Below are 26,374 nucleotides of genomic sequence, written 5' to 3'. Positions count from 1 at the left end.
TCCACTAACCCTCCGTGTTTTTTTACGCACGAAAGGAACAGCATAAAAAAACTGTTTATCCCTTTCGTACCTCATAATTCATAACTTTAACAACCGATTTTCCCACTTTCACAAAAATCACTCACTTTCAAATAGTATAAAATAATTTTACCACAACATTTATTTAAGGAGGTATAAATGTTTGATAGATTTACCTAAAGGGAATATACAAATTAAGGGGAAAAAGGTCGTTTTATTGCATCTTTTGTAACGACCTTGTAACAATTGAAATATTCTTGGTAAAAAACTGAAACTTTTTATAACCTAAATCCGTCTATGATAATGAACGTCTTTTAAGGGGGAATTATTAATGAAACGAAACTGTTATAGAATGGTCATGATATCTTTATTGTTTTTAGTTATGGTAATATTTCAGTATGAAGGAACTCCGAAGTTGGCGACCGCTACTTCTGTTGCTGCAGATGAAACATATATCCCCTTAAATCAAGATGTGTCTAGTATTGAAAAAGATCTTATTGAAGAACCAGATGAACTTGCTAATAGTAAAATCGACAACGTTGGAAAAGAAAATGAGTCATCTGAGCTTGTAAGTGAAATTGAAAATAAGGTAATTGATAACCAAAACCAAGCTGCCGAAAATTCGAGTGAAGAAATAGTTAAAGTCGCTAATGATGAAATAACTATAGATGGTGATAGATATGTTAATATCATGCATGAGGAAAAATTTGCAGCTTTAAGCAACATTGCCCAAAAAAATGATGCTACTTTATACGCTATCCCGTACAGCGATTGCTTTGCAATAGTGAAAGATGAAGCACCAATTTTTCAAATGAGCACAGGCATCGCTACATCTTTAGTTGAAGATAGTGAAATTCTCTTAGAATTTTTTGCTGATGATGATTTTAAAGAATATACCGGACTATTAGAAAATATAGAGACCGTCTTAGAAACAGGTAAGGAAGTTAATATAGATCTAGGCAATTATCTTTTCTACAATATTTATGAAGAAAATGGAGCGATTTTTGTACTTTGGTAATATATTTTAAATAGAAATATCGTTGAAGAACCTCTTTTGTAACACGGAGGTTCTTTTCGATTAATAAATTAGTTGGCAGTACCATAGGTCAATTGAGCTTTACATCACCCTCCTCCCTCTTTTAAAACTTAAATGCTCCTTTCAAACAGAGGTTTACAGATGAAATTCTTTTGATATTAAACTGAAATTTTTACATACAAATAGAAAAAGGATAAGAAAAAGAGGCGTTTAAATGCAGGGATTTTTAAGTGTTTTTTTCATAACTTTTATTAGTGACATTGATAATTTATTAATTCTAGGTGCAATCTTACGCAAACATTCTTATTTGAGAATAGCCTTTCCTGCTGTCGTTATGCTAACACTTACAAGGACCCTGTATATTATCTTAATCAATGGTTTTTCCTATCTTCCTATGATCCAATTATTAATGGGAATGATTTTACTTTATATTGCCTTTAAATTTGCGACTCGGCCGGTAATGTTAGATGAGATTAGACCTAATTACTCCCTATGGGCGAGACTTAAAGTTTTATTCCTCATAGTGGGGACAGACTTTTTGATTAGTATGGATAGTGTCATAATCATTTCAGGCATATCAGAAACACGATTATACTTAATACTTGGTATCTTCTCTAGTCTCCTAATTTCATTCTTTTTTTTACCATTTATTATAAAGCTAGCTATCAATTTTTCTTGGATAACTATCATTGCCGGAGGTTTTATTGCTAAAAGCGCTGTTACTAGTATTTTAAATGATCCTGTGCTCGTAGATTGCATAGTTTATATCGAGTCGATCTATCCAAGGGTCAATATATTTAATAAAATGTCCAGTGGAGTTGCTCTAATTGTTGTGGTAATTGGAGTTACCCGTTATCATAACAGTCAATATATAAAAACACATAAGCGATAACGTTCTGTATGTAATCCCTTCGATGTTTTTACCATCAAATTATTGACTAATGTATAAAAATGTATATAATACAAGATAATTGCATATGTTAAATGTTTTCTAGGGTTCCGCAACAATCACTATGTTGGTCTGGTCCGAGAGAAGACTCACAGCTAAACACTGTGTCACGGAAGGATAAAAGCCTGGGAGAAACTGTTTACAGTTATCTCCTAGGCTTTTTTTTTGTTTTCAAAATGATAAAATCGGAGGTTGTTTAAATGAATAAAGACTGGCTTAAGGTAATTATTGCTGCTTTTTTCGAAGTTTTGTGGGTTATTGGCTTAAAACATGCTAACGATTTTTGGACCTGGACCGGAACGGTTATTTCTATCGTTATTAGTTTTTATGTAATGATTATGGCTGGACGAAAACTACCTGTGGGAACTGTTTATGCCGTTTTTGTTGGATTAGGAACTGCTGGAACGGTCTTTTCTGAGATTCTATTCTTTGGTGAACCTTTTAAAGTAGCAAAAATACTTCTAATTTTAGCCTTAATAGCAGGAGTCATTGGCTTGAAATTAGTTACAAAAGACAACATTCAGGAAGGCGATGATATCTAATGGCATGGATTTCCTTAATCTTAGCGGGTTTATGTGAAATGTTTGGTGTAGTAATGATTAATAAATTGCACAATGATCGTAATTGGCAATCATTAGTTCTTTTAATTCTTGGATTTGGTGCAAGTTTTTTATTTCTTGCATATTCAATGGAAACACTTCCTATGGGCACAGCTTATGCAATATGGACCGGAATTGGAGCTTCTGGTGGTGCCATTTTAGGCATGCTTTTATATGGCGAATCAAGAGACTGGAGAAGGCTTGTTTTCATAGGAATCATATTAGGAGCTGCTGTTGGGTTAAAACTTGTCTCGTAAATGAGTTATCGTATGTTGCATGGGGAAGATAATCTACTTTTATTTTGTCGATTATCTTCCTTTATTAACACCTGTATTTTTTATTTGATATTGTCTACAGAAAATAGCATTCCTTCTCGATTGTAAATTTAATTGAGTAACGACCTTTATATGCTTTCAAGCAACTCAACTTTATAGCCATTTGGATCTTGCACAACAGCACGTTTTCCCCAAGAGCTAATAGTTGGTTCATTAATAATTAAGCTACCATTAGAACGAAGACTTTCAACTATATGTTCCAAGTCTATTACGTTAAATCCAATACGTGTACTCACATCTACAATCCCGTTTGAGCTGGGATATAACTCGAATATAAGATTTTCAAATTCACATGAATAATGCTGAGGACCATTACCGTGCTGTTCTTTGTTAAATGTAAGTCCAAGATTTTGATAAAATGAAACTGATACCTCTAAGTTACTCGAATAAATAACAACAAGATTTAAATGATTAATCATTGCTGCCTCCCCATGTAAATATCCCCCAAGTTGCCAACTTGATAATAGGGATACTCCAGTTTATTTTGCACCTGTCGGGCAACTTCAGAATTCGTTAACATTTCGACCATATACAGACCTAGGTCAATTGAAGAAGTAACGCCTCCCCCAGTAACAATGTTGCCATCTCTTACAACCCGTGCCTTTATAACTTCCGCACAGTATGGTGTTAATAATTCGTATGCTGACGAGTTAGTAGTCGCTCTTTTATCATGTAAAAATCCAGCTGCGCCTAATAACAGCGCCCCTGTACAAACGGAAACCTTATAAGTAGCAGTCTTAGCGGTTTGGATCCATTCCACGAACATATCGTCATACCGAAGCATTCTTGTAGATATGCCGCCTGGAAGAAAAACTAAATCAAATTTCCCTAAATCTGGTAGCACTTCAGTTACTTTCATATTTAGCCCTCGGTCATCTGTCACATCCGCTTTATTAGCACAAAATGACCATGTTACATTTTCTTTCGCCTCCAGGATTGCTAGCCAAGTAATTGCTTCATAAAATCCAGCAAAATCCATGTTTGTCATGCCGTCAAATAATACGAACCCTATCCTCATTGCCTTTCACTTCCCTTTACAATGGAAAATAAAAAAAGTATTTGATCATGGATCAAATACTTAGCCCAGGCGTACGGCATCTGTAATATACGCTCCCTCGTGGTCCTCCACGTTACGCCAGTCACGTATACTTGTAATTTATTGTAAGTATAAAATATTCGTTCTCTTTTATCAATCCCTTTAATTTAAATTATTTGATTAATTCGCTAAGTGTGACTCGGATTTATCTCTCTGCTTTTATAAACATTTTTGTAACAACAGTAAAGGCGATCACCGTATAGATAATACCCCATAAGAGTAGTAATCGTAAACCTATTTCCACATTGAAAAAATCTTCATTGCTGAAATAATTCATCATCTTGCCGACGGGTGGTAAGATAAAAAAGATCCACTTCAACCAAGCAATTTTTGCAATCATTCCTTCTGATACAATCGATAGAATATTAATAAGCATAGCAGCCAACCATGAATATTTCTTTCTACCAAAAGTAGTTATACTAAAAAATGATCCTACTACTAAACCGAGAATAGAAAACAGAAAATGAATGAATATGGAAAGACCGATATGTAGAGGCGTAATGGCTGTCTTGAAACTACCAATAATGATCGGATATAAAATAGCAAAAACTAGTAACAAAATCGCTATTAGTAAACAAAGACTCCATTTACCAAATAGAAAACGAAATTTGCTTCCCAACTGTGTAAATAGTAATTGTTTTTCATTTTCTTCCTCTAGTGTAAACACACTCATTCCAATCCATGTCATTGTTAAATAAATGACGACGCTTGAGACACCATAACTACTTAAAGTTGGTACTCCTTTATAAGTATAAAAAGTTATGCTCCATATGAAAAAAATCGTTATAGGCGGAATGAACTTCAATGAACGAATATATCGAGTACATTGATAACGAATGAAGCCAATCATGATCCCGCGTCCTCCCTAACTTCCAGAATGGAACACCCCTTCTGCAAAAACTCTAATAATAACTCGTCACTATGGAATGGATCTATAGTGAGTAAGGCAATTTTTTCATCTGGGTCATGATAAAGCAAATTATGGTTACTTATTGTTTCTTCATTTTTATATTTGATTTTAATTCGCTTTTTATTGATAAAAACTTTCTTTTCAAAGTTTGAAATTGTCTGTCCCTCTAGCAGAAATAATTGATCAGCCAATTGATCAACTAACTCTTCTCCATGAGTCGTAAAAATAATGACCATTTCCTTTTTCAAAGTTTCCAAAAGCTGTTGAAGATTGGATTGTGTAGCAACATCTAAACCAGTTAATGGTTCATCTAAAAACAAGATAGATGGTTCTCTAAGAAGTGCTTGTATAAGTCCAACCTTTTGCTTTGTTCCTTTTGAACATTGTTTTAATGGGACATTTAAAAAAGGATTGATCTCGAGTAAATCGATATATCTTTTCATGCTTTGTTCTACTTTTTGTTTTGAATGTATCTGAAACGATGTGACAAGAGATAGGTAATCTATTACTCTGAAAGGTAAATTCTCAGGGAAATGTTCTGGTACATAGCCGATTTTCGTTTGCGATCTTTCAACCTTTCCAGTTGTTGGTTCGTAAATTCCTGCAAATAGTTTTAGTAATGTACTTTTACCAGAACCGTTTTTCCCTTGGATCGCAATCGCTTGGTTTTCTTTAATTAATAAAGAAATATCTTTTAGTATCGTACGTCCATCAATTATTTTACTTACGTTCACGGCTTCAAGAACAGGTTTCATAAATAAGCACCCCTTCCTCCCTACTCATTAAGAAAAACCCACTCGGTCTTGTATTGCCCGAGTAGGTCTGAATTCCTAATTCATCAAGTTGCTAGAAATGTTTAAAAAATAAGCGGACAACATCTGCACCACCGATAAAGGTACCGATGGAACTTCCTATATTTGCAAGTATTATTACTAATAGCGCTCTTGTAACCTTATTTTGCCAAAAGCCCTTAAAATGAAAAACATCTTCCGAAAGTGTCTGGAAATCACGTACACTTGGTCTACGCAAATAGGCTTGTACAAATCCTGCAAACCACCCCGCAGCAAGTAAGGGAGTCAATGATGTAATGGGAGCAGCAATGAAGGCTGTTAAAATAGCTAAAGGATGTCCAAAAGCCAACGCAGTACCAATCGCTGATAATGAACCATTCCACAAAAACCAACTGAGCGTTTGTTGAAGTCCTGTTGATGGGTTAGCAATAAACGTATAAGCGATCAAAGCGATAATAAAGACCGGAATGGTCCACCCGATTATTTTCGGCCATTTTGATTTTGCTGGCACTTGAGATAATGCACGCAAATCATGTTCTTTTTTGATTTCATTTGTAATCCCTGGGACATGAGCAGCGCCTAATACAGCGACAATTTTTTTACCCGGAGCATCTTTTATTTTTTGTGCAAGGTACTGATCACGTTCATCAATTAAAGGCGTTTTCAATTTTGGAAAGCTTTCTGTAAATTCCTGAAGCATGGAGTCAATCATGTCCTGTGATTTCATTTTTTCCAGTTCTTCTTCGGAAATAGTTTCTCGACTAAAGATACCAAAAATGACTTGGGTCAGTAACATTGATTTCCCTTTAAGCCCCAAATTCCCCCAAATTCTTGAAAACGTTACTTGGATATTACGATCTGCAAGAACTAAATTAGCATCTATTTCTTTAGCTGATTCAATGCCTTGGATCATTTCTTGGCCAGGTTTAATATTAAATTGTTCTGCCATTCTCTTTTGAAATGAAGAGATCGCTAAATTCATTAATAGTAAGGAGGCCTTCTTTTCTTTAATCACTTGGAAAATATCCATATCTTTCCATTTACTGCCTTCTGTAATGGATTTATAACGAGCTTCATCCAATTCAACACAAACGGTATCAGGCTTTTCCTGATCAATCACTTCTTTCACTAGTTCTGCACTGCTACGTGAAACGTGGGCAGTGCCAATCAATATGTATTCTTTCCCATTTTCAACTATTCGCGTAATATTTTCCTCAGACATTTGTATACCCCTTTATTAGGACTCATCGTAACAAATTTTTCTAATCGTTTACAACACATATTACTATAATAAACTAGTCTTGACTGAATGAGAATCATTAATTGTTTCAAACGGAGTGGATTTACAAAAATAAGCTTTCAATCCATCGTTCAAGATGAAATGAAAGCCTATTGCGAAGATCTTAAACTAATTTCTGACCACAGTTAGAACAGAAGTTGCCCCCGCTCGTTTTCGTTCCACAATTTGGACAAAAGTTCGGCTTAGCTTTCTCGTTTGCAGATGTGTTTCCGGAACTGGGAGGTACTGGCTTATCTTGGCTCTCACTCATATTTTTCATCATTTCTTTCGCTACTCCCATTCCCATCATCATACTAGCCATATCAGATGCAGCTCCGCCACCTTTTACCTTTCCAGAAGAAATCCCATCCGTCATCGAAACTTGCTGATAACGGCCCAAATCACCGATCATTCCGTGAGATGCTGTTTTCGTAATCATATCTTGAATTTCTTGCGGATAATTGAAGCTCATAATTTGAAAACCTGTAATCGTCATCCCGCTATCAATAATTTGCATATCAAGGTCTTCTTTTATCCCCTTAGCAATTTCAAAAGCATTTGCTTGGAGATTAAACATATCTTTACCTTCTCTTGTAATCCACTTCATTAACAATTGATCGAGAACCGCAGTGATGCGGATTTTAACGTCTTCAACTAAGTAACTATTCTTTACTCCCACTATTTTATCAATTAGCGCAATATAATCATTTACTTTAAACTGGAATGTACCATTTGCTCTAATTGGCATTCCGCCGGGTAATTGTTGTGTGGGGATATTGATAGCATTCCTTGTTCCCCATTTTACTGTAAACTCTTTCGTGTTCACAAACAGCACTTCAACCCGCAACCCACTGTTAAAACCGAATTTAAAGCCTTTTAATGTTGATAAAAAGGGAATAATTTGCGATTCAATATTATAATCTCCTTCATCTTCAAAAATCCCTTCAATTTTTCCATTATTGAAAAAAACAGCATCTTGCCCCGGACGGATAATTAATCTGCTTCCTTTCTTTATTTCTGTGTTGTTCCATTTCCAGAAAATCATATCGTCACGGAATTCTTCCCATTCGATTACATTGGCAAATTGATTTCTAAAGAAACTCATAGAATCTCATCCTTTTCAAATGTTAGTAAATATTTAAAATTTCCCTCGACTTCCACTAAAAGAATGACCGCCACCTGTTCGGCCACCACCTCCACCACCAGAACCTCCACCACTATTACTCTGAGGTTTTTTCCGTTTCGTTGTTGTGGTCCGGATGTACTGGTCTTTTCTTTGGAGAACTTTAGAAGTTTCAAGATTTTCATATGTTTTATTATTGATCGTTACTTTTCCCCCGGAATTATAGGCCATTATCAAAACAACGATCCCACCTAAACCAACGGATGCTGCTAGCTGAAACCAAAATTGAAAAAGAATATTATTAGGGTCAACCCCGGGTCTAATATCCATATATTCATCTGCTGTTTTTATAAACGATTCGAAAGCTTTCGCATAATTTCCTGCAGACATATCAGGAGTGATTTTTTCTCGAATTAAATCAAGCCGATGGTCATCTAAATAAGTCTCAGCTTTGTAAAAACCACCTAATTGGATCTCTCTGTTATACATATCAACCGTTAATATCGCTGTATTTCCATGATTCTTGTCATATCCAAGACCTTGCTCATCATAGAAATCACCCATAATCTTTTTAACATCTTGTTTTTCTTCATTCTTTGTAGTTAAAAATATAAAGTCTGTTTCTCTTTTAATACTATACTCCTCTGCCATTGCCTCAAGTTGATCGATTTCATTTTGATTTAATAAACCAGCATAATCATAGATTCTTTGTTTGGAAGTTGCAGAAGCATTTACATTATTGATAAAGAAAATAGGAAAAACGAAGAGTACGGTTATAATGGCGATCGTTAGTTTTATTAAATGATTTCTTCTCACCAAAAACCGCCTCCCATTATGAACGAAATAATTTTAAGAGTTATGAAAGTAGACCCTGCAATTCCACTAAACCATCCCGCTGCCTTTGCATAACTTAGCGGAGGTTTGCCAACGATTTTTCCTGTTTGACCATTCATTGCGAAAATATGTTCCTCTTTGTTGTAATCATAGTAAAACATCCAAATTGGAAAGAGAACATAATCACTGTGCTTCTTTTTCGTATCGATCTGTTTGGATTGATAACTAACAGAGGAATATCCGCCCATAGTGGAACTAATATAAGATTCAACAAACCCACTAACCTTAGATTTAACGCGTGGTAGAAGTTCTTTATCGTCATAATTATACTTTTCAGCAATATATCCTGCTAAATATGGAGTTTTAAAATCTTTTAATTCAGCGTAATTGTATGGTTCCAATCGATCCATGATTTTGTCATTCATTTTTTCCGAAGCATCAACAGGGACTTTATGATAGTCGAGGTTAATATTTCTATAGACGTCGTAATATTTCGTTTCTGTATATATATAGTCGCCCCTAGTATATTCTCTCACTTTTGTTCCAGTAGCATGTACTTGAACTTTACTATTTAAATCATAAAGCCAAAACGGAACGTACATTCCTGTTATACCTTTAATTCGGTTAGCCTCCATAAATTTCTTCGGTGTTAGAAGGCCTTTTTTACACCAAGTACGGAAAGCCTGCCTTGCTTCTTCCTTACTAATGGTAAAAGGAATAACCTTTGCCGGTGCTAATATTCCTGATAAGCGATCAGCAAGGACGACACCCGCTCCGCAAAAACTGCAAGTTGTCGCAGTTGTATCAGCGTCTGTCAGAATAACCGCACCACAGTTTTTACAATGATACTCTTTTGCTTCATCCTCTGAGAATGTAGTAGTAATATGTTGATCAGGGAAATTTTCAATTGTATCTTGCCGACCACAGCTTCCGCAGGAAAGTGTTCCTGATTCACTGTCAAAGACCATATCATCCCCACAATTAGGACATTTATATTGAATAACCAATGATGATCCACCTCACTTATGCGACTCTTCATTAATAAAGCTGTAGCTATAATAGCTACAGCTTATTTTTAAGACTTTATTCGTCTTTATTTCTTAATTGCTCTTTTAGAGCTGCTAATTCATCATCAACCGCAGGGCTGGAAGTAGTATTGTATTTTGACATTAAGTCATCAATGTCATCTTTTGGATTGGCATTTAATTCAGCCATCGCATTCGCTGTATCTAAAGCTTTATTCACTTTTTCTTCCATTCTACCAAATGCTGAGAGGTTGTCATTAGCACCGGTAACAGAAGAGGCAATTTTATTTAATCTTTCTTGTGTTTTTGCAACTGCCATTTTGCTCTTAATCATTGTTCTGCGAGCTTCTAGTTCGCCAATATCAGAAACAAGTTTGTCATGCATTTCTCTCATGCGAACGGCGTTGGAAGCAGCTAAACTATAGGCTTCTTGTAGCTCAGCCTGCTTTGCTGTTAGTGAGGCTTTTTTTTCTAAAAACTTCCTTGCATCCTCATCGTTTCCACCCTCGACAGCTTTGATGGCGTAATTCTGCATTTTTTCAATATCAGCTGTACATTCATTTAATGCTCTTTTGGATCTTTGCTCTTCAGCCATAACAGAGGCAGTTTCCGCTTTGACTTTCCCTAAGTCGCTGCTTAAATTCCTCATGTATTGGTCAATCATTTTCTCCGGGTTTTCTGCTTTGTCTAATAAGGCATTAATATTACTTGCCATAATGTCTTTAAATCTCTTCAATATACTCATAAAATGCACCCTCCTACTTACTATAATAATATATATACTGTTTGGAATCACAAAAAGATTCATTTTTATAAAGGTTATTTAAAAAAATTCCTACTTAGCATCATTGATAGCTCAAATTTAGTCCAATATTAAGTTAGTATCTGTTCTACTCTGTAACCTTTTTTAATAAATATCGTCATAGCTATAAAGGGGGGGTTTTATGAATAGTGCTGTTCATTTTATTATTTTATTGTCTATAGCTATTTTCTTAACCGCTTGCTCAAATAATTCAACTGATATCTCTAATGAAAAAGCAGAAGATCAACGTTCAGGAGCAATGGTACATGAATCAGAAATGAATATGGATAATGCAGTTGAAAATGATGCTGTAGAAGAAAAAGCATTGGAACAGACAGATGAACTAACATCAGACCGAATGATTATTCATCAAGCGCAATTACAGATAAACGTGAAAGACTTGGATCAAACCCAGCTCAATATAGAAAAAAAGGTAAAGGAATATGGCGGCTATATCGTTGAATCCAATGTTTATCGGAATCACGAATCGAGCAGAACCGGGGAACTTGTTATTAGGATACCGGAAAATCATTTCCAAGTATTTTTGAATGATACTGAAGCAGAGGCAGCGAATGTTCTGGAACGGAATGTGACAGGGCAAGATGTAACTGAACAATACGTTGATTTAGAATCAAGATTAAAATCAAAGCGCAAAGTTGAAGAACGCTTGCTTGATTTTATGGACAGTGCGAAAAAAACAGAAGATTTATTGAAAATATCCAATGATTTATCGAAAGTTCAAGAAGAAATTGAAGTGATTGTTGGGAAAATGAAGTATTTAGAGAATCAAACTTCCTTTTCGACGATCACAATTGTTCTCTACGAAGATCGTATACCAGAAATTGACAGCAAAAATTTGAACACTTGGGAAAAAGTGAAAAAGCAATTTGCAGCTAGTACAAACTTTCTTCTTGCTGCAGGATCGGGTCTAGTTGTATTTCTTATAGGAAATTTGCCGGTGATTATGCTGTTCCTTGTCATAGTGTTGGTCATCTATATGTTCTTTAAGAGAAGAAATACGAGAGGCTAATAAAGAGAGGGACTCACTAAACTCGAGTGAATCCCCTCTTCTCTTCTTTGTAATTTGATATTTTATGACCCTGTAGAACGATAATGTTTAACTCCAATACTCCATACCAATACACATGGGATAATAAAAAGGATTCCAGCAACAGGAGCTAACATATGCATTAGCCCACTTCCCTCGTTTCTATCTAACAAATATAATAAAGGTAAATAATTCACACAACCAAATGGAATCACAAATGTAAAGAATTTAGAAACCCATTTATGATAAATGTTAAGTGGATATTGCGCCATCTCCCTTCCACCATCCGTAAATATATTCGCTACTTCTAAACCTTGAATCGTCCAGAAACATAATGTTGCAGCAAGTATGAATATGCCAGTGAAAATAAAGACTCCGCTTACAACCATGAACAAAAGTGTACAAACTTTTGCGATAGTCCATTCAATTGGAAGATTACTAACAGCCCAAATTAGAACAACCACACTTTGAATCAGTCTGCCAACTCTTGTAAACTCGAACTTCGAACCGATCACTTGCATGATTGTCCCCCTAGGGCGAACGAGAAGGCGGTCGAAATTTCCATCCCGAACAAGACTAGAGAATGAATCAAATCCTCGCGCGAAGCATTCGCTAATGGCGAATGCCATATGGATTACTGCAAAACAAAGGGCTACTTCGTAAAAACTCCATCCTTTAATCTGCCCAAACCGCTCGAATAAAAAATACAGTCCTGCGAAAACGGAAAACGGAACAAAGAATTGTCCGAGTGATAACAACCAAAAAGATGTACGATATTGCATTTGTGATTTGAATAAAATTTTTAAGTACTTAAAATAAAGACTCAAACGACTCATCCCCCTTGAACGACTACTCTTTTCAATGACTGTTTAAATGCCAACTTCCCAAATAATATAAGAACAAATAACCAAATAATCTGGATGATTATGCCTTCGATTGCTTCTTGTTGTGGAATATGGCCAGAGTAAACGCGGAAAGGAAAATCTGCCGTCAAACGAAATGGAAGTAAATAAGCAATTTTTTGAAGCCATTCGGGCATTAAAGGAATGGGTATTGTTAAACCAGCAAAAAACTCACCAACAATCCCAAACATTAATAATGAGCCAACTGGTGACATTGTGTAGAAGACTGAAATATAGATAAACATTGATATTGAAACGAGTACGAGTAATCCTAAAATCATAGATGCTACAAATAAAAAGAAGGTTAATAGATTTGGCGGTATCGTCATTCTATATGGTTGTGGCAATATAAACGCAACAAGGAGGATTGGAAAACAGCGAAGAATCGCGCTCGATAGCCGTTGAGCTAATAATTTTGCATACCAAAAACCGTAAATATCACATGGTCTACATAATTCGTAAGCAATATTTCCGCTTATAATAAGATCAAACAATTCATTGTCGCGAAACCATAACATAATGAAAGCAAGGAAGGACTGTTGAAGCCAAAGATAAGTAACAAGTTCAGACAATGTCATTGGCGGCGATTGGACTGCATGTTCATAGAAAGCTTCAAAAATCATAATGTACATAAATCCCCAGAAAAATTGGGTAGCCACTCCAGCGAAAGCGGCAGTACGATACTGCAACCCATTAAGGAGTCTCAATCTTAATACTGAAATATAGGCATTCATATTTGGTACTCCTTATACAACTGGATGATCAACTCCTCAATCGGTTGAGCTTCAACTGTTACATCATGTAAACGAACGATACTCGATAATTGAGTGATTACATCTGGTATAGCGATCGTTTCCGTATCCACACTCATAACCGCTTTGCCAGCCGTTTGTGAAAGTACAGTAGTTCCGAATATATTGATAGGTTGAGAGGTTTCCTGGTAATCGATTTTTATTATTTTTTGCCCACCGTACTTGTTCCTTAGTTCTTTCATCTTGCCATCATATAATATCGTCCCTTTACCAATTAAAATGACTCGATCGGCTAAAGCCTCAATATCATTCATATCATGTGTAGTAAGGATAACTGTGACTCCCTTTTCCTTATTAATCGTTTTGATAAAATTTCGTACGGCTATTTTTGATTGTGCATCTAATCCTATTGTAGGCTCATCTAAAAATAAAATGCTTGGACTATGTAACAATGAAGCAGCAATTTCACAACGCATTCTTTGTCCAAGGCTTAATTGCCGAACTGGAGTTGAGATTAAATTCTGTAAATCTAACGTCTCTACTAATAAATCAACATTGGCTTTGTATTCTGCTTGAGGTATTTTGTAGATGTCTCGAAGAAGCTCAAAAGAGTCAATGACTGGAACATCCCACCATAACTGCGATCTTTGTCCAAAGACAACACCAATGTTTTTCACATACCGAACGCGCTCTTTCCAGGGAGTATAGCCCATGATGTTGCATTCTCCACTGTCAGGGACCAAAATGCCGCTCATAATTTTAATCGTTGTCGATTTTCCCGCTCCGTTTGGTCCGATATACCCAACAATTTCCCCTGGTTCAATAGTAAACGAAATGTTTTTTAATGCTTGTACCACTTCATGCTCACGAAAAAACAACGCTTTCAATGAATTATGTAATCCACTAGAGCGTTTCGCGACTTTAAATGATTTACTTAGTCCATTAATTGAGATCAATCATATCCCTCCTCTTTAAATATGAATAGTCAGAGGATAGTATCCTATCATTCTAATGATTGATTGTCAATTGCCTTTATTGTAAATCCTTAAAAAGGCGTTTCTATTTAAAATATTATATTATTTTAAAATATAAATATCTGAACTAATATATACAAACGCTTTCGTATTATTGCTGATATTCTAGTCTAAGGAATAAACATCTTTCCTATTAATGGCTACAAGTACAAAATATTACTGAGTTCGAAGTATTCTTTCCAAAATTTCTGCTACACCATCTTCATCATTGGTCTCTGTTATTATCATTGCCCTACTTTTTAATTCGTCCACTGCATTTCCCATTGCAATTGGATAACCACATATATCAAAAAGACCTAAGTCATTAAAGTCATCTCCAAAAACCATAGTATCCCGCGGTGATATACAAAGTAATTTCAAAACTTTTTGCAGTGCATTCTCTTTAGAAACCGATTTATTCATGATTTGTATCAGTTCTTTTCCATCAGTATTTACGATATTTACTTTCTGCTGAAATATAGTATTAAACTCCAAGTATATATTATTAATATTTGGTATCAAAATTTTAGAGACAGAAAGATTGCTTATTTCTTCCTTAGATAACACTGATGGTATTGGTGCATTATCGGGTATTCCAAACACATTAAGCTGAGCCTTCTCTAAACGCCTGTCGCTAAAAATCTCATTTTTTATTTCAAAACATAGATAAATACGGTTATCCCTAGAGGAAACGAACTCATATATTTCATTTGCGATTTTATTGGGAACTGGACAATGTTCAAGTAATCCAGTTGATTCATTAACAATTAATGCACCGTTGTAGCAAATAATGTAGCCGAGCCGTAGTAACTCGTGTGGTAGTAAACTTTTCACAGATCTAGGAGGGCGAGCAGTAGCTATAATGATGTTAATATCTTTAGAGTAGCATTTTAGAATAGCTTCCAAGTTCCGAGAAGAAACCAGCTTTTTTGAATTTAATAAAGTTCCGTCCAAATCTAGTACAATAGCTTTTATTGTTTCCATATAAGTTCTCCTCGTAAGTTCTATTTCATTATACTTTTCTACATTGTTGTATAAATTTCTAGACAATTATAAAATCAATAATTCTGTATTGTAACGAATTTGTATTGTTCTGTATGTATTTCATTGTGGAATTGAAAATCCCCTGTTTCATCCTCATCCCATATCTTATTGAAGAAAATCCTTCTGTTAATACATCACGCAATCCCCCTTAAATCGTCTAAAGTTAAATTATTAGATCTTTGAAAACCTCACTTATCACAGCACAGATTTTTCGGCTATAATATGCCTTGTTCTGTTCCTGCAAAAATAGCATACCAATTACTATCCACTTTTTGGTATGCTATTTCCTATTAGTAATATTATTTTCCCCTGACAAATTTGAAGACTTATTTTAATTTCCAAATGCGTGGTCTAACTCCACCGTTATTAGACGGTCTAGTTTTAGCCCTATCTAAGTGGAGAAGAATTTTTCAAGATTGAAGAATGAGTTTAGTCTGTTTTTGAGTATGCTTTAGCTCAGGGTTATCAAGCAAGGCTTGGCCTGAAATAAGCTTTTTATAAATGGTTAACCTTTTCTCAAACTTTATTTCAAACCTCCAGCTATTAAACTATGTTCAATTTCCTTTGCCCAAAATAAAAGAGCTTCATCCTTACCATATTCCCCTATACACTGGAATCCTAATGGCATATCATTTATTTTTATTGCGGGTATGCTAATAGTAGGAAGCCCAGCGTAAGACCATATTGCGGTCATCCCTGACCAGCCAGTCTTTTCATATCCTTTTGGTGCCACCCCTCCCTGAGCTGGTGATATCCATAAATCTATTCCATTTATTATTGTAGCTTGTTTTAAATCATTTCTTAATATTTTTTGTCCAATACGATATTGTTCTAATTCTTCTTGAGGAACATTTTGACCATGATTTATCGCATCTTTTACGGAAGAGCCATATAAATGCTCGTATTGATTAAACCAATTTGAGTGAACTTGTGCCATTTCACCTTGAACCATTCTTATCATTGCATCTCCAGCAATGAAAGCATCATCCCACGGCATTTCAACATTACGAATTATGTACCCGGCTTTCTCCAACATTATAAGTTGCTTTTCAAAAGCACGTTTTACATCATCAAACATGAATTCCATATATATGCCATTTGGTACACCTAATACAGGTTTCTTATCAGATTTAAAGCACCTCCAGTCAGGAACTAAATGAGAACTTGCGAATTGCAAACTTTCAATGTCCTTTGTGAAAAAACCAATTGTGTCAAAAGAGGGAGAAAGTAATATAAATCCATCTAAAGGAACACGACCATAACTTGGTTTAAATCCAACAATTCCACAAAATGAAGCAGGTGCAATCACCGAACGAAGCGTCTGAGTACCAACAGCTATTGGACATATTCCAGCGGCTACCGAAGCTGCCGATCCTGCACTGGAACCACCAGCTGTATGCTTAATGTTATGTGGATTTCTAGTAGGGATTACACTATGATAAGCAAATTCTTCTGTAACGGTTTTTCCAGCTATAACCCCTCCCATCGAACGAACTTTTTTTATGAAGGAACCTTCATTCTTTGTTAAAACATTAGGAGGGAGTTTAGACCCGGCACAGGTTTGAAAACCATCAACGTGTATTATATCCTTAACTGCAAATGGAATACCCAAAAATATAGATCTTTGGTCTTGGTCAGAGCACTTTTCCAATAAGTTTGTGGCCTCAATCTCAATGCGTTCTTTAAAACCTTTTTCTGGGATAAAAGCCTTTATTTGAGGTTCAATCTCAGAATAACGCTTATAGAAATCATTGAAATATTGAGTTAATGAATCTTTGTTTTTGCTGATCTTTATAATGGTGTCTATTAAGGATATTTGCCCATAAAACAATTTATCTTCCCCCACTATTAGTAGTTGTACTTCTAATTTCATCCTACCATAACCTAACTTATATCTTGTTACCTTCCCCATTATTTGTGGAACTTTCTAGTCTTTTCACAGTAAGCAATTAACTCATTTCTTGAATTACCTATCATATTCCCAACAGATTAATAGTTCAATTTAGCTTAAGATTTTTTACTTTATTAAATGATCGCATATACAAAAGACACTTACCTTACGGATAAGCGCTCGATTACAGCAGGTCATTGTATAAGAGAAGAAATAAACTCTCTGGCAAGAGCAATTTTCTTTGATAAAAATGGAGAGCTGAGAGAACGTGCTCCTTTAAAAGACTTTATATACTGTTTTTCTCTCTCTCATTAAAAGAAAAATGTTCAATAACATCGAAATCATTATATTCCCTGTTATGATATATATTACCCCATAGTTAAACATTGAAGCGAGTTGTCCAAATGTCATAGCACTGAGGTCAACGCCTGAATCTAAAAATCATGCCTGTGCCCATTCTGCTAAAGGTTTAGTAGAATGGGCACAGGCAACTTTCTTTTTTTATCAATTTCCCCAAGTTCTTTAAAAATAAAAGACACCCACAAATATTGATATATCAACATTTGTGGGTGAATAAGCGTTTATTAAATTTCCCTGTTAGAACAACTTTTTATACCATTTTCCTGGCTTTCATCAAAAGAAAAATGTACAAAAATATTGACATCAATACCGACCCTGCAGATGTTATATAAATAACCCCATAGTTAAACATCGAAGCAAGTTGACCAAACGTCATGGCTCCAAGTCCAACACCTAAATCAAAGAAAGAGAAAAATGTGGCGTTTGCCATCCCTTTTCGATTACTTGGTGACTGGTCGACTGCCCATGCTTGTAATGCTGGTTGTACACTACCAAAACCCAAGCCATAAAGTGCAGCGGCAATCAGTAGAACTGTCGTATTTGGAAGCCAGGACAGTAAGATCATCGCGATAAAAACTAGTATGGTTCCAGGCAAAAATACATATATATGACCTTTTTGATCATAAATTTTTCCAGCAAATGTTCTTGATAGCATTAAGAATAGAGCATAAACAAGAAAGTATACCTCTATTCCCCATATATGCTTTTCGGCTGCATAGAGCGGAAGAAACGAAGCAATTCCACCGAATGTAACGGTAATAAAAAATAGTAGTAATGACGGTTTGATAGCGGATTTTTCAAATATATCAAATCGAGGAACAGCAGCTTTGTTTGGTGATTCCTCTACTTTCTTATATCGAATTTTCGTTGAAAGTAAAAGAGCAACGAGTCCAAGGGCACCACAAATAAAAAATAGTTGAGAAAACGAGATAACCCCTGCCAAAGTTAAACCAAGTGAAGGACCGAATGCGAGTGCAAGATTGCCGGATAAACCGAAATAGCCCATCCCTTCGCCTCGTCGTTTTGGTGGGATTAAATCAGTTGCTATCGTCCCGCTTGCTGTTGTTGAGAATCCCCAACCAACCCCTTGGACTATGCGCATGATGATTAGTAGAGAGATGCTTGCGATGAATGAATAAGCTCCTACTGATAAGACGAAAATACATAGTCCTAACATGTAGACGAAACGCCTACCCTTAGATTCTAGTGCATGACCTGCATATGGTCGAAGCAATAATGCTGAAAATGTAAAAATCCCGACGATAATCCCAATCATTTGATCACTACCGCCTAGTTCTTTTACAAATAACGGAAGTGTCGGCAATGTCATTTGAAATCCTAAAAATATAAAAAAGTTAGCTAGACATATTAAGACAAAATCACTTGTCCAAATTTTATCAGATTTTAACTCTTGTTTTGCTAGTTGCTGTGAATCCATATAATCTCTCCTTCCCTATAATGATTCAAGGGCTGTTTGCTGAATTGCATGAATGCCGTACATGATCACTAAGATTATTTAGTGACTCTAAATAACTATCATACTATATCACAAATGGCTTAAGATGAACATAAAAGTGATATAAAAAGGGATATAGCATAAAAACTATATCCCTAACATTACTAATATGCGCTACAGTTCGTACTCCCATTCCTCTTTAAGATGCAAATAGATAACAAACAGCAGATTTTCTAGTTCATTTACATTTTTGTTTTCTATTTCCAATCCTAATTTTGGAAAGATAATATCCGCAACTTGCTTTGTCAGTTCGTCTTTTTCATTTTGTGCCATTTGTAAATAGCGATTACTGTATGTACGAACAAGATTCCAATCTTTAGTATCAATCGCTTTTAAAGTCCATTGTTCTAATTGAAGATTATCTTTAGAGAGCCCCCGAGCTTGAATTTCTTTTTCAATTGGTGAAAGTTTTTTATTTCCTTTTGGTCTTTCGTCATATACAACAATCGTCCCTGCTAGAAGATCACCAACTCGCTTCTTCTTAGAATTAAAGTAAATCATAATAATCCCAAGTAAATTATAAGCAGGTAACTGGTCAATGATGCGAAGAAGATTACGAATGAGACTTGAGAGAAGTGTTATACTATGACCATTTTCTTGGATAACCCTAATCCCCATGATCTTTTTGCCAATTGTTTTCCCGCCCCAATAAAATTCAAGAACAAAAAAATAACCCCAATTGATTAGGAACAATCCGATAAGTAATATAGCAATAATATAAGAGTTAGCTTCAAGCATTGCCTCCAGTTCGGGAGATGCAACGAAAAGTAGAACTGCAATAATGATAAGAAACATATTTATAAAGGTCATAATTAGGTTATCGATGATATAAGCAACCGCTCGACTTCCAAGTCCTGCTAATTGAAATTGTAAGGATATATATTCTGGTGTTTTAATTCCCACTTGTTCTTTATCCAAAACTTTACCTCCCACTATATACTCATTTTCTTCCAAAGTGTTTCTATTTATCTATATAATTATTATAATAATAAAAGGTATTGAACCTTATTACAATTGCAAGTAGGTGTATTCATGAATGTAAAGCAATTTGTTCAGCGACATCGTCAAGAATGGAGTGAGCTAGAAAAAGCTGTTGCAACTATACATAAAAAAGGCAGTAGTATAACTGCAGCTAATATTAATCATTTTCATGAACTTTATCAAAAAGCCGCTCAAAATCTATCGTATAGTCAAACCTATTATCCTAATGAAGAAGTGACAGGGTATTTGAACAGCCTAGTTTCAAAGGCACATAATCTTTTATACAAAGACCAAACAACAAGTCTTGGTCAATTCAAGCATTTCTTTACTAGGACTTTTATTCGTTTATTTTTAGAACAATGGAAGGCCGTTTTTGTCGCGATGGCTTTATTTACACTTGGTATGTTGGGTGGCTTTTTTTCAATTTTGCATGATCCGCTCAATCTATATACCGTTTTACCTAGTGATATGGCCAAAGCTGTGGATCCGGCTCAATTAGGTAGTAGCGACGGGATGGTTAATTCCCCTCTTATGTCTACTCAAATTATGACGAATAATATTCAAGTTGCCTTCCTTGCTTTTGCTGGAGGTGTAACTCTCGGATTATTAACTGTTTATGTAATGATTTATAACGGTGTTATCGTTGGAGCATTAGCTGGGCTATTCTGGCATGCTGGTAAAACCTATGATTTTTGGGCTTACATTGTTCCTCATGGTATGATCGAATTAACAGCTATTTTTATCGCAGGTGGTTCTGGCTTGTTAATGGGTTATAAACTTTTTGTGCCTGGTCCATTTTCACGAGGTTACCAGTTAAAAAGGCAAGCAAAACGCTCGGTTCAATTGCTGCTCGGTACAATTCCATTATTTATAATTGCAGGGATCATTGAAGGATTTATTACTCCAGCCGCGATATCGCTAGAAGCTAAATACTTTGTTGCTCTTCTTACTGTTGTAGGACTGGTTATGTACGTTCTAATTGGCAAGCAACTGATTAATAGATCTTCAAATAGAATGGAAATGTATAATTAAGTCTCGAGAAAGCTGAAGTTCCTGCTAACAGGAAATAGTCAGCTTTCTCTTTTTGACTTTATAAAAGATGTCTATTCATAATATCAATATAATGAGACACAGCTGCAGTGGCTAAATTTTCCTCTTGAGCTTCTACCATTTGTAATCCGAGTCTTTCCCACTTATTCTTTTCCCGTTTTTTAAACAGCATTTGCTGTTGTGCAATACTTTTTACAACTGTATTTTCGGCATTTATAGGTATTTCCTTTACCTTTTCAAGAAGTGTTTTATCCTCAATTCCAATCATAAGAAATAGATGCCTGCGTCTAAGTCTTTGTAGATAAAGGAGAGTATTCTCCTCATGCAAAAATGTCCGGACATCACTAAAAAGTAGTAATAGGCTCCGTTTTTTTTGCATTGTGTCTAAAAAGGAAAAAACGGCTCCGTAATTAGCTTCCACTGCATCTACTTTTAAATCATAAATCGACTTTAGGATCGTTTGTAAATGCTCCATCCCTTTCGCATGCGGTACAAATACTTTAACTTCTTTTGAAAAAGCTAATACTGCAACATAGTCACCTTTCTTTAGAGCTGCAACTGCAACTGTCATGGCTGCTTCTAGTGCCCTTTCCAAACGGTTTCCTTTAACAAGTTCTGCTCCCATCATACGGCCGCAATCTATAAGGATTGTAATATATTTACCATGTTCAGGTTCATATTCATTCGTCATTAAAGTATGTAGCTTTGCTGTTTGTCGCCAGTTAATTTTACGAGGGTCATCCCCAATAACATAGTTTCTTATTTGAGCAAAATTTCCCATGCCACTATGATATTTTCGAATTTTAGCACCTTCATAAAGTAAAAACTTCTGAGCATCCCCTAAAAATGATTTCGTATCTGTTAGATCAGGGATCACTTTAACTGTTTTTTTCAAATCAACGAGCATTTGTTTTTCCCATAATCCTAAGAAACTTCTATATCGGAAGTATAAATGGTTGATTTCATATTTCCCTCTTACTGGTGCAATGGTTTCATAGGAAATTTGTGTTTCGCTTCCCGCTTTAACGGAACCTTTCAAAGGAAAGGGGCGACTAAATGTTTGCGGAATACCGTCCACTAAAGAGAATGAGATGGCATGATCTGACAGATTGTTAATTTCGATTGTTACAGTATAATCAAGGCCTCTTTCTAATTCCTCGGGTATATTCCGTCGAAATTGAATTTCCTTTTTTCTTGGGATAAATAAAAAGTCTAGGAAACTGGCTAAGAAAATCACTATATTTATAAAGATGACGTATTGCCAAGAGATCCCCCAAACACTTAAGAGTAATAGAATAAGTAATAAACCAATAAAAAGAATAAGCAAGCGTTTAGATGGTAAAAATCCCCTATCTTGGAACAGGAATCGACCCCACCAATTCTTCGATGATTTGGTCAACGGAGGCTCCCTCCAATTCTATATGTGGGGATAGTTGAATACGATGACGAAGCGCGGGCTTGGCAACCATTTTCACGTCATCTGGTGTTACATAATCACGCCCGATTAAATAAGCCCATGCCTTACTTGTTTTTGCAATCGCAATAGCTGCCCGTGTACTCGCCCCAAAACGAATTGTTTCCACTTCGCGTGTTTTGCGAACGATCTTCATTATATAATCTAAAACACTGTCCCCAATTGTTACATTTTCTATTTCTCTTCTAATCTTTAAAAAGGTTTCTAAATCCATAACCGATGAGTTCGATGTATGAATATTTTCGATTACTTGTTGTAACACATTCTTTTCTTCATCGAACGATGGAAATTCAATATAAAGTTTAAATAAAAAACGGTCTTGTTGTGCTTCTGGAAGTGGATATGTACCTTCAAATTCAATTGGATTTTGAGTAGCTACAACAAAGAACACATCTGGTAAAGAGTATGTTTCTCCTTGAATCGTTACTTGTTTCTCTTCCATTGCTTCTAATAGCGCTGCCTGTGTTTTCGCAGGTGTACGGTTAATTTCATCCGCTAGAAGAATATTTGTAAAGATCGGCCCTTTTATCGTCTCGAAGTTCCCTTGCTGCAGATTATAGATAGTGCTTCCAGTAATATCACTTGGAAGTAAATCTGGCGTAAACTGAATGCGATTGAAATTACCGTTTAAAAGATCAGCAAGTGTTCTAACTGTTTTTGTTTTTCCTGTACCAGGTACACCTTCTAACAGTACATGACCTCCGGCGAGAATCGAAGATAATAAAAGTCTAAGATTAGTGCTTTGGCCCAATATCCGTTCTTCATATTTTTCCAGTAAGGATGTTAATTCTGTGTTCATCCTTGCTCCACCTCTTTCCGTAAACGATCTAATTTTTTCGACCATAATAAGAATTCCTGTTTACTCACGTTCTTTTTTCTTAATACATTTGTTAACTCCACTAAAAAAGTTTGGGATTTAGTTTCTGACATCCCTAAATTACTACGATTAAAATCTTCCGTCATCTCAGACCATTCTTTACTCGAAGGGATTCCCCAACGTTCCTGTAAGAGCTGTTTTATATAATCAGCTTGGATTACTAGTGAATCGTGGTATAACTTTCCCTTTAAATACCAAGAAGCTAAAGCTTTTATTCCCTCATCACTAAATCGAACTGTATCCTCCCTAGGAATAAAAATAGGGCCAAATCGTTTTCCTTTATACCATAGCCAAAGAATTAGACAAATAGCTCCTTGAATAAATAATAAGAGAAACCAGACCGGATAAGTTTTAAATACAGTTGCAGCGTTTTGAATTCCATGTAAATATTCGTCAAAGTAGATTGTGTCACTATTTGTTTCATTCATTAAAGATGCGATAAGCGGTATATGATCAAAATCGAGAATATGATCATTAGTTAACCAGTGTGGTGAATTCGCCACGATTAGTTGCCCTTCTCCAAAAAACCTTTTAAAGGCAATTGTACCGAGTCCATCATAGAGAAGTATTTCATCATTATCGTCTGTTTGTAATCGTGCTGTAGGACTAGTTAAAGCATTGAATACATCTCTATTTTTGTGAGAAATCTCCTGGCCTTCTTCATCAATTTCCAATCCATACATGGAGTCTGTTTTCAAATCGAACATACCATGAGGATTGTTCGAGAATAATAGAATCGTATTCCCATTCTCCATAAAACGCTGATACATCGCCATTTCTTCACTGTCCGGAATGAAAAAAGGTTCGATCATGATCAATGTTTGATCACTATTATTGATACTAGTCAGATTCTCTGGGTAATCTGTCCATCGTTTAACAGACTTTTTTTCTTCCTTCAAATATGTATAAAATGCTTTTACCCCCGTAGGAGAAGGGGATTCGGAAATATAGTCCAAATATTCTTTTCGGTTCGGAGACGAAAGGAAATAACCGATAATGATAAAGACGAGAAGAAGAATGATTAATAATGTCCAAGTTCTTTTATTTGTTCCATGTTTTTGCAATTTCTTGATACCCCCTTTCTTCCTAATCACCCATGGCTTCTGTCTTTATCTGCAGCCATTTCATTACTTCAGTTTTAAATTGTTCATATTCTTGTTTTTGTACAGTATATTCTCCGTAAGTAACTTCATCAAAATAGTTAGCAAGATTGAAAAAACGATCAGCCCATGTTTGATTTACTTTTCTTAATTCATCATAATATTCCCAGTTTGTTTTCCAAATTCGTGCTTCAAGCCACCCTTTCTCATGAAAATAAAGAAGCAAGGCGAGAAACATATGGCGTGTCGCTTCGGCATATTCACCGTGGTCTTCCCTCTTTTCAGCTTCGGACAAATGTCGTTGATAGGACCATTCCATTTCTTTCGCATTGTGTAGAACTTGCCGATCACGATATTTTGTATTGCGCATGCGATTACGAATAATTAATGTAACTGTTAAAATGACAAGCATTATAATTATAATAATAATTGCGATAAGCAGCGGGCCTGCAGCTTTATCAGCCGTTTCCATCGAAGGAAACAGTTTCGCTAATTGCTCACCAAGCCAATCTTTCGCCTTTCGCCACCAAGCTTGAATAACATTTTCATTGTAATAAATCTGGTATTCCTTTTTACTTAAAATCTTGGTTAATTCTTCTCTTGCATCATTTGGATCTATCATATTTTATCACCCAACCTATCAGGTCGTTATAATCACCTAGCATTATATTCACCGATCATATCTTTTAAATCATCGGCATCGTTGCGCAATTTTAAATCAAAGAACATAATAGCGTAGCCAACCGAGAATAACATCGTTGTAAATAATGTTGTAATCCCTGTTAAAAGTGTTAATAACACGCTATTTCCTAATAATAATCCGAATGAAATCTCGACTGCATATGTTATAGTCGAAATGATTAAAAAGAAAACGAAATAAAGTCCCATTAATCCCCATGTACGGTTGCGGGTTAATTTCCAACTTTTAGAGAAACCAAGCTGATCCTCCCCAATCGCAACGATACCGAAGTAGAAACTCCATTTTGTTAATAGAAATCCGCCGCCAATAAGAAGTCCAATAAATAAGAGTATCCCCAGTAATATCCCAATTGCTGGATGAATCAGTGCAAGAACCATACCAATCATCACAATGAGGAAAATTGGTACAAACATAGTACCAAATCCAATCATGCTAAAGAGGAAACTACTTGCTAATAAATAGCCGTAACGTGATAAAGTTTCTTTGAGTACTTGACCAATCGTATATTCTTCATTTTTTCGAATATGATTGATCGCTAACATGATTGCTCCCTGTGCCATAGGATATAAAAATAGGCCGATGAAGCTAACGAAGATGATTCCTAAATCAGCAAAAATATTAGATGAAGTTTCATCAAAACTCATAAGTGTTCGCTCGAACCAAAACTCTCCATCACCGGCTTCCCTGAAAAAGGCTGTACCTGTAATGAGTCTCAATAGGGCCTGAAGTAAATAAATGGGGCCTATAAAAATAAGGAAAATCGTAAAAAATTCGGCGAATTTGTTTTTACTTAAACTAAAAGTGTGATCAAGTATTTTCCCAAATCCTTTAGGAGTATTAAATTTACTATCCAATGTGTCATCCTCCAT

At 35.6% G+C, this 26,374-nt stretch carries 27 protein-coding genes and 2 riboswitches; of the genes, 6 read left to right on the top strand and 21 right to left on the bottom strand.

Translation table 11 applies throughout. From position 1 onward, the window contains the following. The first annotated feature begins 349 nt into the window (after nucleotides 1-349). From BN1243_RS03960 to BN1243_RS03945, 4 genes are all read left to right on the top strand, one after another. The gene (locus BN1243_RS03960; RefSeq protein ID WP_062104956.1) at nucleotides 350-1,036 is read left to right on the top strand and encodes a hypothetical protein; all 687 of its coding nucleotides are present in this window, start codon (nucleotides 350-352) and stop codon (nucleotides 1,034-1,036) included. A gap of 232 nt (nucleotides 1,037-1,268) precedes the next feature. Next, on the top strand, nucleotides 1,269-1,946 hold the full coding sequence (locus BN1243_RS03955) for a TerC family protein (RefSeq protein ID WP_062104955.1): 678 nt from the start codon (nucleotides 1,269-1,271) through the stop codon (nucleotides 1,944-1,946). A gap of 88 nt (nucleotides 1,947-2,034) precedes the next feature. Next, nucleotides 2,035-2,137, top strand: a riboswitch (guanidine-I (ykkC/yxkD leader). Between the two features lie 66 nt (nucleotides 2,138-2,203). Continuing rightward, on the top strand, nucleotides 2,204-2,545 hold the full coding sequence (locus BN1243_RS03950; protein ID WP_062104954.1) for a DMT family transporter: 342 nt from the start codon (nucleotides 2,204-2,206) through the stop codon (nucleotides 2,543-2,545). Beyond that, nucleotides 2,545-2,859: a DMT family transporter gene (locus BN1243_RS03945; RefSeq protein WP_062104953.1), complete on the top strand. Its 315-nt coding sequence runs from the start codon at nucleotides 2,545-2,547 to the stop codon at nucleotides 2,857-2,859. The genes BN1243_RS03950 and BN1243_RS03945 overlap by 1 nt, the downstream gene beginning before the upstream one ends. 146 nt (nucleotides 2,860-3,005) lie before the next feature. On the opposite strand, the gene BN1243_RS03940 is transcribed toward BN1243_RS03945, so the two are convergent. The 9 genes from BN1243_RS03940 to BN1243_RS03900 all read right to left on the bottom strand — a co-directional run bounded on the left by BN1243_RS03940 (nucleotide 3,006) and on the right by BN1243_RS03900 (nucleotide 10,740). Next, nucleotides 3,006-3,356 carry a VOC family protein gene (locus BN1243_RS03940; protein ID WP_062104952.1) on the bottom strand — a complete coding sequence of 117 codons (351 nt, stop codon included), beginning with the start codon at nucleotides 3,354-3,356 and terminating at the stop codon, nucleotides 3,006-3,008. Beyond that, complete coding sequence (locus BN1243_RS03935; protein ID WP_062104951.1) at nucleotides 3,353-3,955, bottom strand: DJ-1/PfpI family protein; 603 nt, start codon at nucleotides 3,953-3,955, stop codon at nucleotides 3,353-3,355. The genes BN1243_RS03940 and BN1243_RS03935 overlap by 4 nt, the downstream gene beginning before the upstream one ends. 56 nt (nucleotides 3,956-4,011) lie before the next feature. Next, nucleotides 4,012-4,090, bottom strand: a riboswitch (ZMP/ZTP riboswitch). A gap of 88 nt (nucleotides 4,091-4,178) precedes the next feature. Beyond that, nucleotides 4,179-4,883 carry a hypothetical protein gene (locus BN1243_RS03930; RefSeq protein WP_062104950.1) on the bottom strand — a complete coding sequence of 235 codons (705 nt, stop codon included), beginning with the start codon at nucleotides 4,881-4,883 and terminating at the stop codon, nucleotides 4,179-4,181. Next, nucleotides 4,880-5,698 (bottom strand): metal ABC transporter ATP-binding protein, encoded by an 819-nt coding sequence (locus tag BN1243_RS03925; RefSeq protein WP_062104949.1) that lies wholly within the window; start codon nucleotides 5,696-5,698, stop codon nucleotides 4,880-4,882. The genes BN1243_RS03930 and BN1243_RS03925 overlap by 4 nt, the downstream gene beginning before the upstream one ends. Nucleotides 5,699-5,789: 91 nt before the next feature. Further along, a complete protein-coding gene (locus BN1243_RS03920; RefSeq protein WP_062104948.1) occupies nucleotides 5,790-6,956 on the bottom strand; it encodes a TraB/GumN family protein in 1,167 nt (388 codons plus the stop codon). Nucleotides 6,957-7,137: 181 nt separating this feature from the next. Next, the gene (locus BN1243_RS03915) at nucleotides 7,138-8,118 is read right to left on the bottom strand and encodes an SPFH domain-containing protein (protein ID WP_062104947.1); all 981 of its coding nucleotides are present in this window, start codon (nucleotides 8,116-8,118) and stop codon (nucleotides 7,138-7,140) included. Nucleotides 8,119-8,151: 33 nt separating this feature from the next. Then, nucleotides 8,152-8,952 carry a TPM domain-containing protein gene (locus BN1243_RS03910; protein WP_084781803.1) on the bottom strand — a complete coding sequence of 267 codons (801 nt, stop codon included), beginning with the start codon at nucleotides 8,950-8,952 and terminating at the stop codon, nucleotides 8,152-8,154. Next, a complete protein-coding gene (locus BN1243_RS03905; protein WP_062104945.1) occupies nucleotides 8,949-9,977 on the bottom strand; it encodes a TFIIB-type zinc ribbon-containing protein in 1,029 nt (342 codons plus the stop codon). Before BN1243_RS03905 ends, BN1243_RS03910 begins: the two co-directional genes overlap by 4 nt. A gap of 76 nt (nucleotides 9,978-10,053) precedes the next feature. Continuing rightward, a complete protein-coding gene (locus BN1243_RS03900) occupies nucleotides 10,054-10,740 on the bottom strand; it encodes a PspA/IM30 family protein (RefSeq protein ID WP_062104944.1) in 687 nt (228 codons plus the stop codon). Nucleotides 10,741-10,939: 199 nt separating this feature from the next. Between BN1243_RS03900 and BN1243_RS03895 the strand changes: the two genes are divergently transcribed. Further along, complete coding sequence (locus BN1243_RS03895; protein ID WP_062104943.1) at nucleotides 10,940-11,827, top strand: DUF4349 domain-containing protein; 888 nt, start codon at nucleotides 10,940-10,942, stop codon at nucleotides 11,825-11,827. A gap of 62 nt (nucleotides 11,828-11,889) precedes the next feature. On the opposite strand, the gene BN1243_RS03890 is transcribed toward BN1243_RS03895, so the two are convergent. The 7 genes from BN1243_RS03890 to BN1243_RS03860 form a co-directional block, all read right to left on the bottom strand. Continuing rightward, complete coding sequence (locus BN1243_RS03890) at nucleotides 11,890-12,672, bottom strand: ABC transporter permease (RefSeq protein ID WP_195892068.1); 783 nt, start codon at nucleotides 12,670-12,672, stop codon at nucleotides 11,890-11,892. A gap of 5 nt (nucleotides 12,673-12,677) precedes the next feature. Beyond that, on the bottom strand, nucleotides 12,678-13,481 hold the full coding sequence (locus BN1243_RS03885; RefSeq protein ID WP_062104941.1) for an ABC transporter permease: 804 nt from the start codon (nucleotides 13,479-13,481) through the stop codon (nucleotides 12,678-12,680). Further along, complete coding sequence (locus BN1243_RS03880) at nucleotides 13,478-14,455, bottom strand: ABC transporter ATP-binding protein (protein WP_062104940.1); 978 nt, start codon at nucleotides 14,453-14,455, stop codon at nucleotides 13,478-13,480. The genes BN1243_RS03885 and BN1243_RS03880 overlap by 4 nt, the downstream gene beginning before the upstream one ends. 234 nt (nucleotides 14,456-14,689) lie before the next feature. Beyond that, nucleotides 14,690-15,496 (bottom strand): Cof-type HAD-IIB family hydrolase, encoded by an 807-nt coding sequence (locus BN1243_RS03875; RefSeq protein ID WP_062104939.1) that lies wholly within the window; start codon nucleotides 15,494-15,496, stop codon nucleotides 14,690-14,692. Nucleotides 15,497-16,079: 583 nt separating this feature from the next. After that, complete coding sequence (locus tag BN1243_RS03870) at nucleotides 16,080-17,429, bottom strand: amidase family protein (RefSeq protein WP_195892067.1); 1,350 nt, start codon at nucleotides 17,427-17,429, stop codon at nucleotides 16,080-16,082. A 628-nt stretch (nucleotides 17,430-18,057) separates the two neighbouring features. Continuing rightward, the gene (locus tag BN1243_RS03865) at nucleotides 18,058-19,245 is read right to left on the bottom strand and encodes an MFS transporter (protein WP_062104937.1); all 1,188 of its coding nucleotides are present in this window, start codon (nucleotides 19,243-19,245) and stop codon (nucleotides 18,058-18,060) included. 192 nt (nucleotides 19,246-19,437) lie between these two features. Beyond that, complete coding sequence (locus BN1243_RS03860; protein ID WP_062104936.1) at nucleotides 19,438-20,241, bottom strand: RDD family protein; 804 nt, start codon at nucleotides 20,239-20,241, stop codon at nucleotides 19,438-19,440. Between the two features lie 114 nt (nucleotides 20,242-20,355). On the opposite strand from BN1243_RS03860, the gene BN1243_RS03855 reads away from it, so the two are divergent. Further along, a complete protein-coding gene (locus tag BN1243_RS03855; RefSeq protein WP_062104935.1) occupies nucleotides 20,356-21,336 on the top strand; it encodes a stage II sporulation protein M in 981 nt (326 codons plus the stop codon). Nucleotides 21,337-21,394: 58 nt separating this feature from the next. Here BN1243_RS03855 and BN1243_RS03850 read toward each other — a convergent pair whose 3' ends face one another. The 5 genes from BN1243_RS03850 to BN1243_RS03830 are packed head-to-tail and all read right to left on the bottom strand — an operon-like array spanning nucleotide 21,395 to nucleotide 26,359. After that, entirely contained in the window at nucleotides 21,395-22,753 is a 1,359-nt protein-coding gene (locus BN1243_RS03850) for a DUF58 domain-containing protein (RefSeq protein WP_062104934.1), read from the bottom strand. Next, the gene (locus tag BN1243_RS03845; protein WP_062104933.1) at nucleotides 22,704-23,627 is read right to left on the bottom strand and encodes an AAA family ATPase; all 924 of its coding nucleotides are present in this window, start codon (nucleotides 23,625-23,627) and stop codon (nucleotides 22,704-22,706) included. The genes BN1243_RS03850 and BN1243_RS03845 overlap by 50 nt, the downstream gene beginning before the upstream one ends. Further along, a complete protein-coding gene (locus BN1243_RS03840; RefSeq protein ID WP_062104932.1) occupies nucleotides 23,624-24,769 on the bottom strand; it encodes a DUF4350 domain-containing protein in 1,146 nt (381 codons plus the stop codon). The genes BN1243_RS03845 and BN1243_RS03840 overlap by 4 nt, the downstream gene beginning before the upstream one ends. 22 nt (nucleotides 24,770-24,791) lie before the next feature. Next, nucleotides 24,792-25,427 (bottom strand): DUF4129 domain-containing protein, encoded by a 636-nt coding sequence (locus tag BN1243_RS03835; protein WP_062104931.1) that lies wholly within the window; start codon nucleotides 25,425-25,427, stop codon nucleotides 24,792-24,794. A gap of 32 nt (nucleotides 25,428-25,459) precedes the next feature. Further along, nucleotides 25,460-26,359 (bottom strand): hypothetical protein, encoded by a 900-nt coding sequence (locus tag BN1243_RS03830; RefSeq protein WP_062104930.1) that lies wholly within the window; start codon nucleotides 26,357-26,359, stop codon nucleotides 25,460-25,462. Between the last annotated feature and the right edge of the window lie 15 nt (nucleotides 26,360-26,374).

Origin of the sequence: Bacillus niameyensis (assembly GCF_001375535.1) — a bacterium.
GTDB classification, from domain to species: Bacteria; Bacillota; Bacilli; order Bacillales; family Bacillaceae_C; genus Lederbergia; species Lederbergia niameyensis.
This window is presented reverse-complemented; position numbering and strand designations above follow the sequence as displayed.

Bases quoted from the DNA above. Each gene is read 5' to 3' on its own strand.
- BN1243_RS03935 (WP_062104951.1), bottom strand. From the start codon at position 3,955: ATGAGGATAGGGTTCGTATTATTTGACGGCATGACAAACATGGATTTT.
- BN1243_RS03855 (WP_062104935.1), top strand. From the start codon at position 20,356: ATGAATGTAAAGCAATTTGTTCAGCGACATCGTCAAGAATGGAGTGAG.
- BN1243_RS03950 (WP_062104954.1), top strand. From the start codon at position 2,204: ATGAATAAAGACTGGCTTAAGGTAATTATTGCTGCTTTTTTCGAAGTT.
- BN1243_RS03945 (WP_062104953.1), top strand. From the start codon at position 2,545: ATGGCATGGATTTCCTTAATCTTAGCGGGTTTATGTGAAATGTTTGGT.
- BN1243_RS03870 (WP_195892067.1), bottom strand. From the start codon at position 17,429: ATGAAATTAGAAGTACAACTACTAATAGTGGGGGAAGATAAATTGTTT.
- BN1243_RS03865 (WP_062104937.1), bottom strand. From the start codon at position 19,245: ATGGATTCACAGCAACTAGCAAAACAAGAGTTAAAATCTGATAAAATT.
- BN1243_RS03955 (WP_062104955.1), top strand. From the start codon at position 1,269: ATGCAGGGATTTTTAAGTGTTTTTTTCATAACTTTTATTAGTGACATT.
- BN1243_RS03900 (WP_062104944.1), bottom strand. From the start codon at position 10,740: ATGAGTATATTGAAGAGATTTAAAGACATTATGGCAAGTAATATTAAT.
- BN1243_RS03930 (WP_062104950.1), bottom strand. From the start codon at position 4,883: ATGATTGGCTTCATTCGTTATCAATGTACTCGATATATTCGTTCATTG.
- BN1243_RS03920 (WP_062104948.1), bottom strand. From the start codon at position 6,956: ATGTCTGAGGAAAATATTACGCGAATAGTTGAAAATGGGAAAGAATAC.
- BN1243_RS03940 (WP_062104952.1), bottom strand. From the start codon at position 3,356: ATGATTAATCATTTAAATCTTGTTGTTATTTATTCGAGTAACTTAGAG.
- BN1243_RS03885 (WP_062104941.1), bottom strand. From the start codon at position 13,481: ATGAATGCCTATATTTCAGTATTAAGATTGAGACTCCTTAATGGGTTG.
- BN1243_RS03835 (WP_062104931.1), bottom strand. From the start codon at position 25,427: ATGATAGATCCAAATGATGCAAGAGAAGAATTAACCAAGATTTTAAGT.
- BN1243_RS03960 (WP_062104956.1), top strand. From the start codon at position 350: ATGAAACGAAACTGTTATAGAATGGTCATGATATCTTTATTGTTTTTA.
- BN1243_RS03845 (WP_062104933.1), bottom strand. From the start codon at position 23,627: ATGAACACAGAATTAACATCCTTACTGGAAAAATATGAAGAACGGATA.
- BN1243_RS03875 (WP_062104939.1), bottom strand. From the start codon at position 15,496: ATGGAAACAATAAAAGCTATTGTACTAGATTTGGACGGAACTTTATTA.
- BN1243_RS03895 (WP_062104943.1), top strand. From the start codon at position 10,940: ATGAATAGTGCTGTTCATTTTATTATTTTATTGTCTATAGCTATTTTC.
- BN1243_RS03925 (WP_062104949.1), bottom strand. From the start codon at position 5,698: ATGAAACCTGTTCTTGAAGCCGTGAACGTAAGTAAAATAATTGATGGA.
- BN1243_RS03915 (WP_062104947.1), bottom strand. From the start codon at position 8,118: ATGAGTTTCTTTAGAAATCAATTTGCCAATGTAATCGAATGGGAAGAA.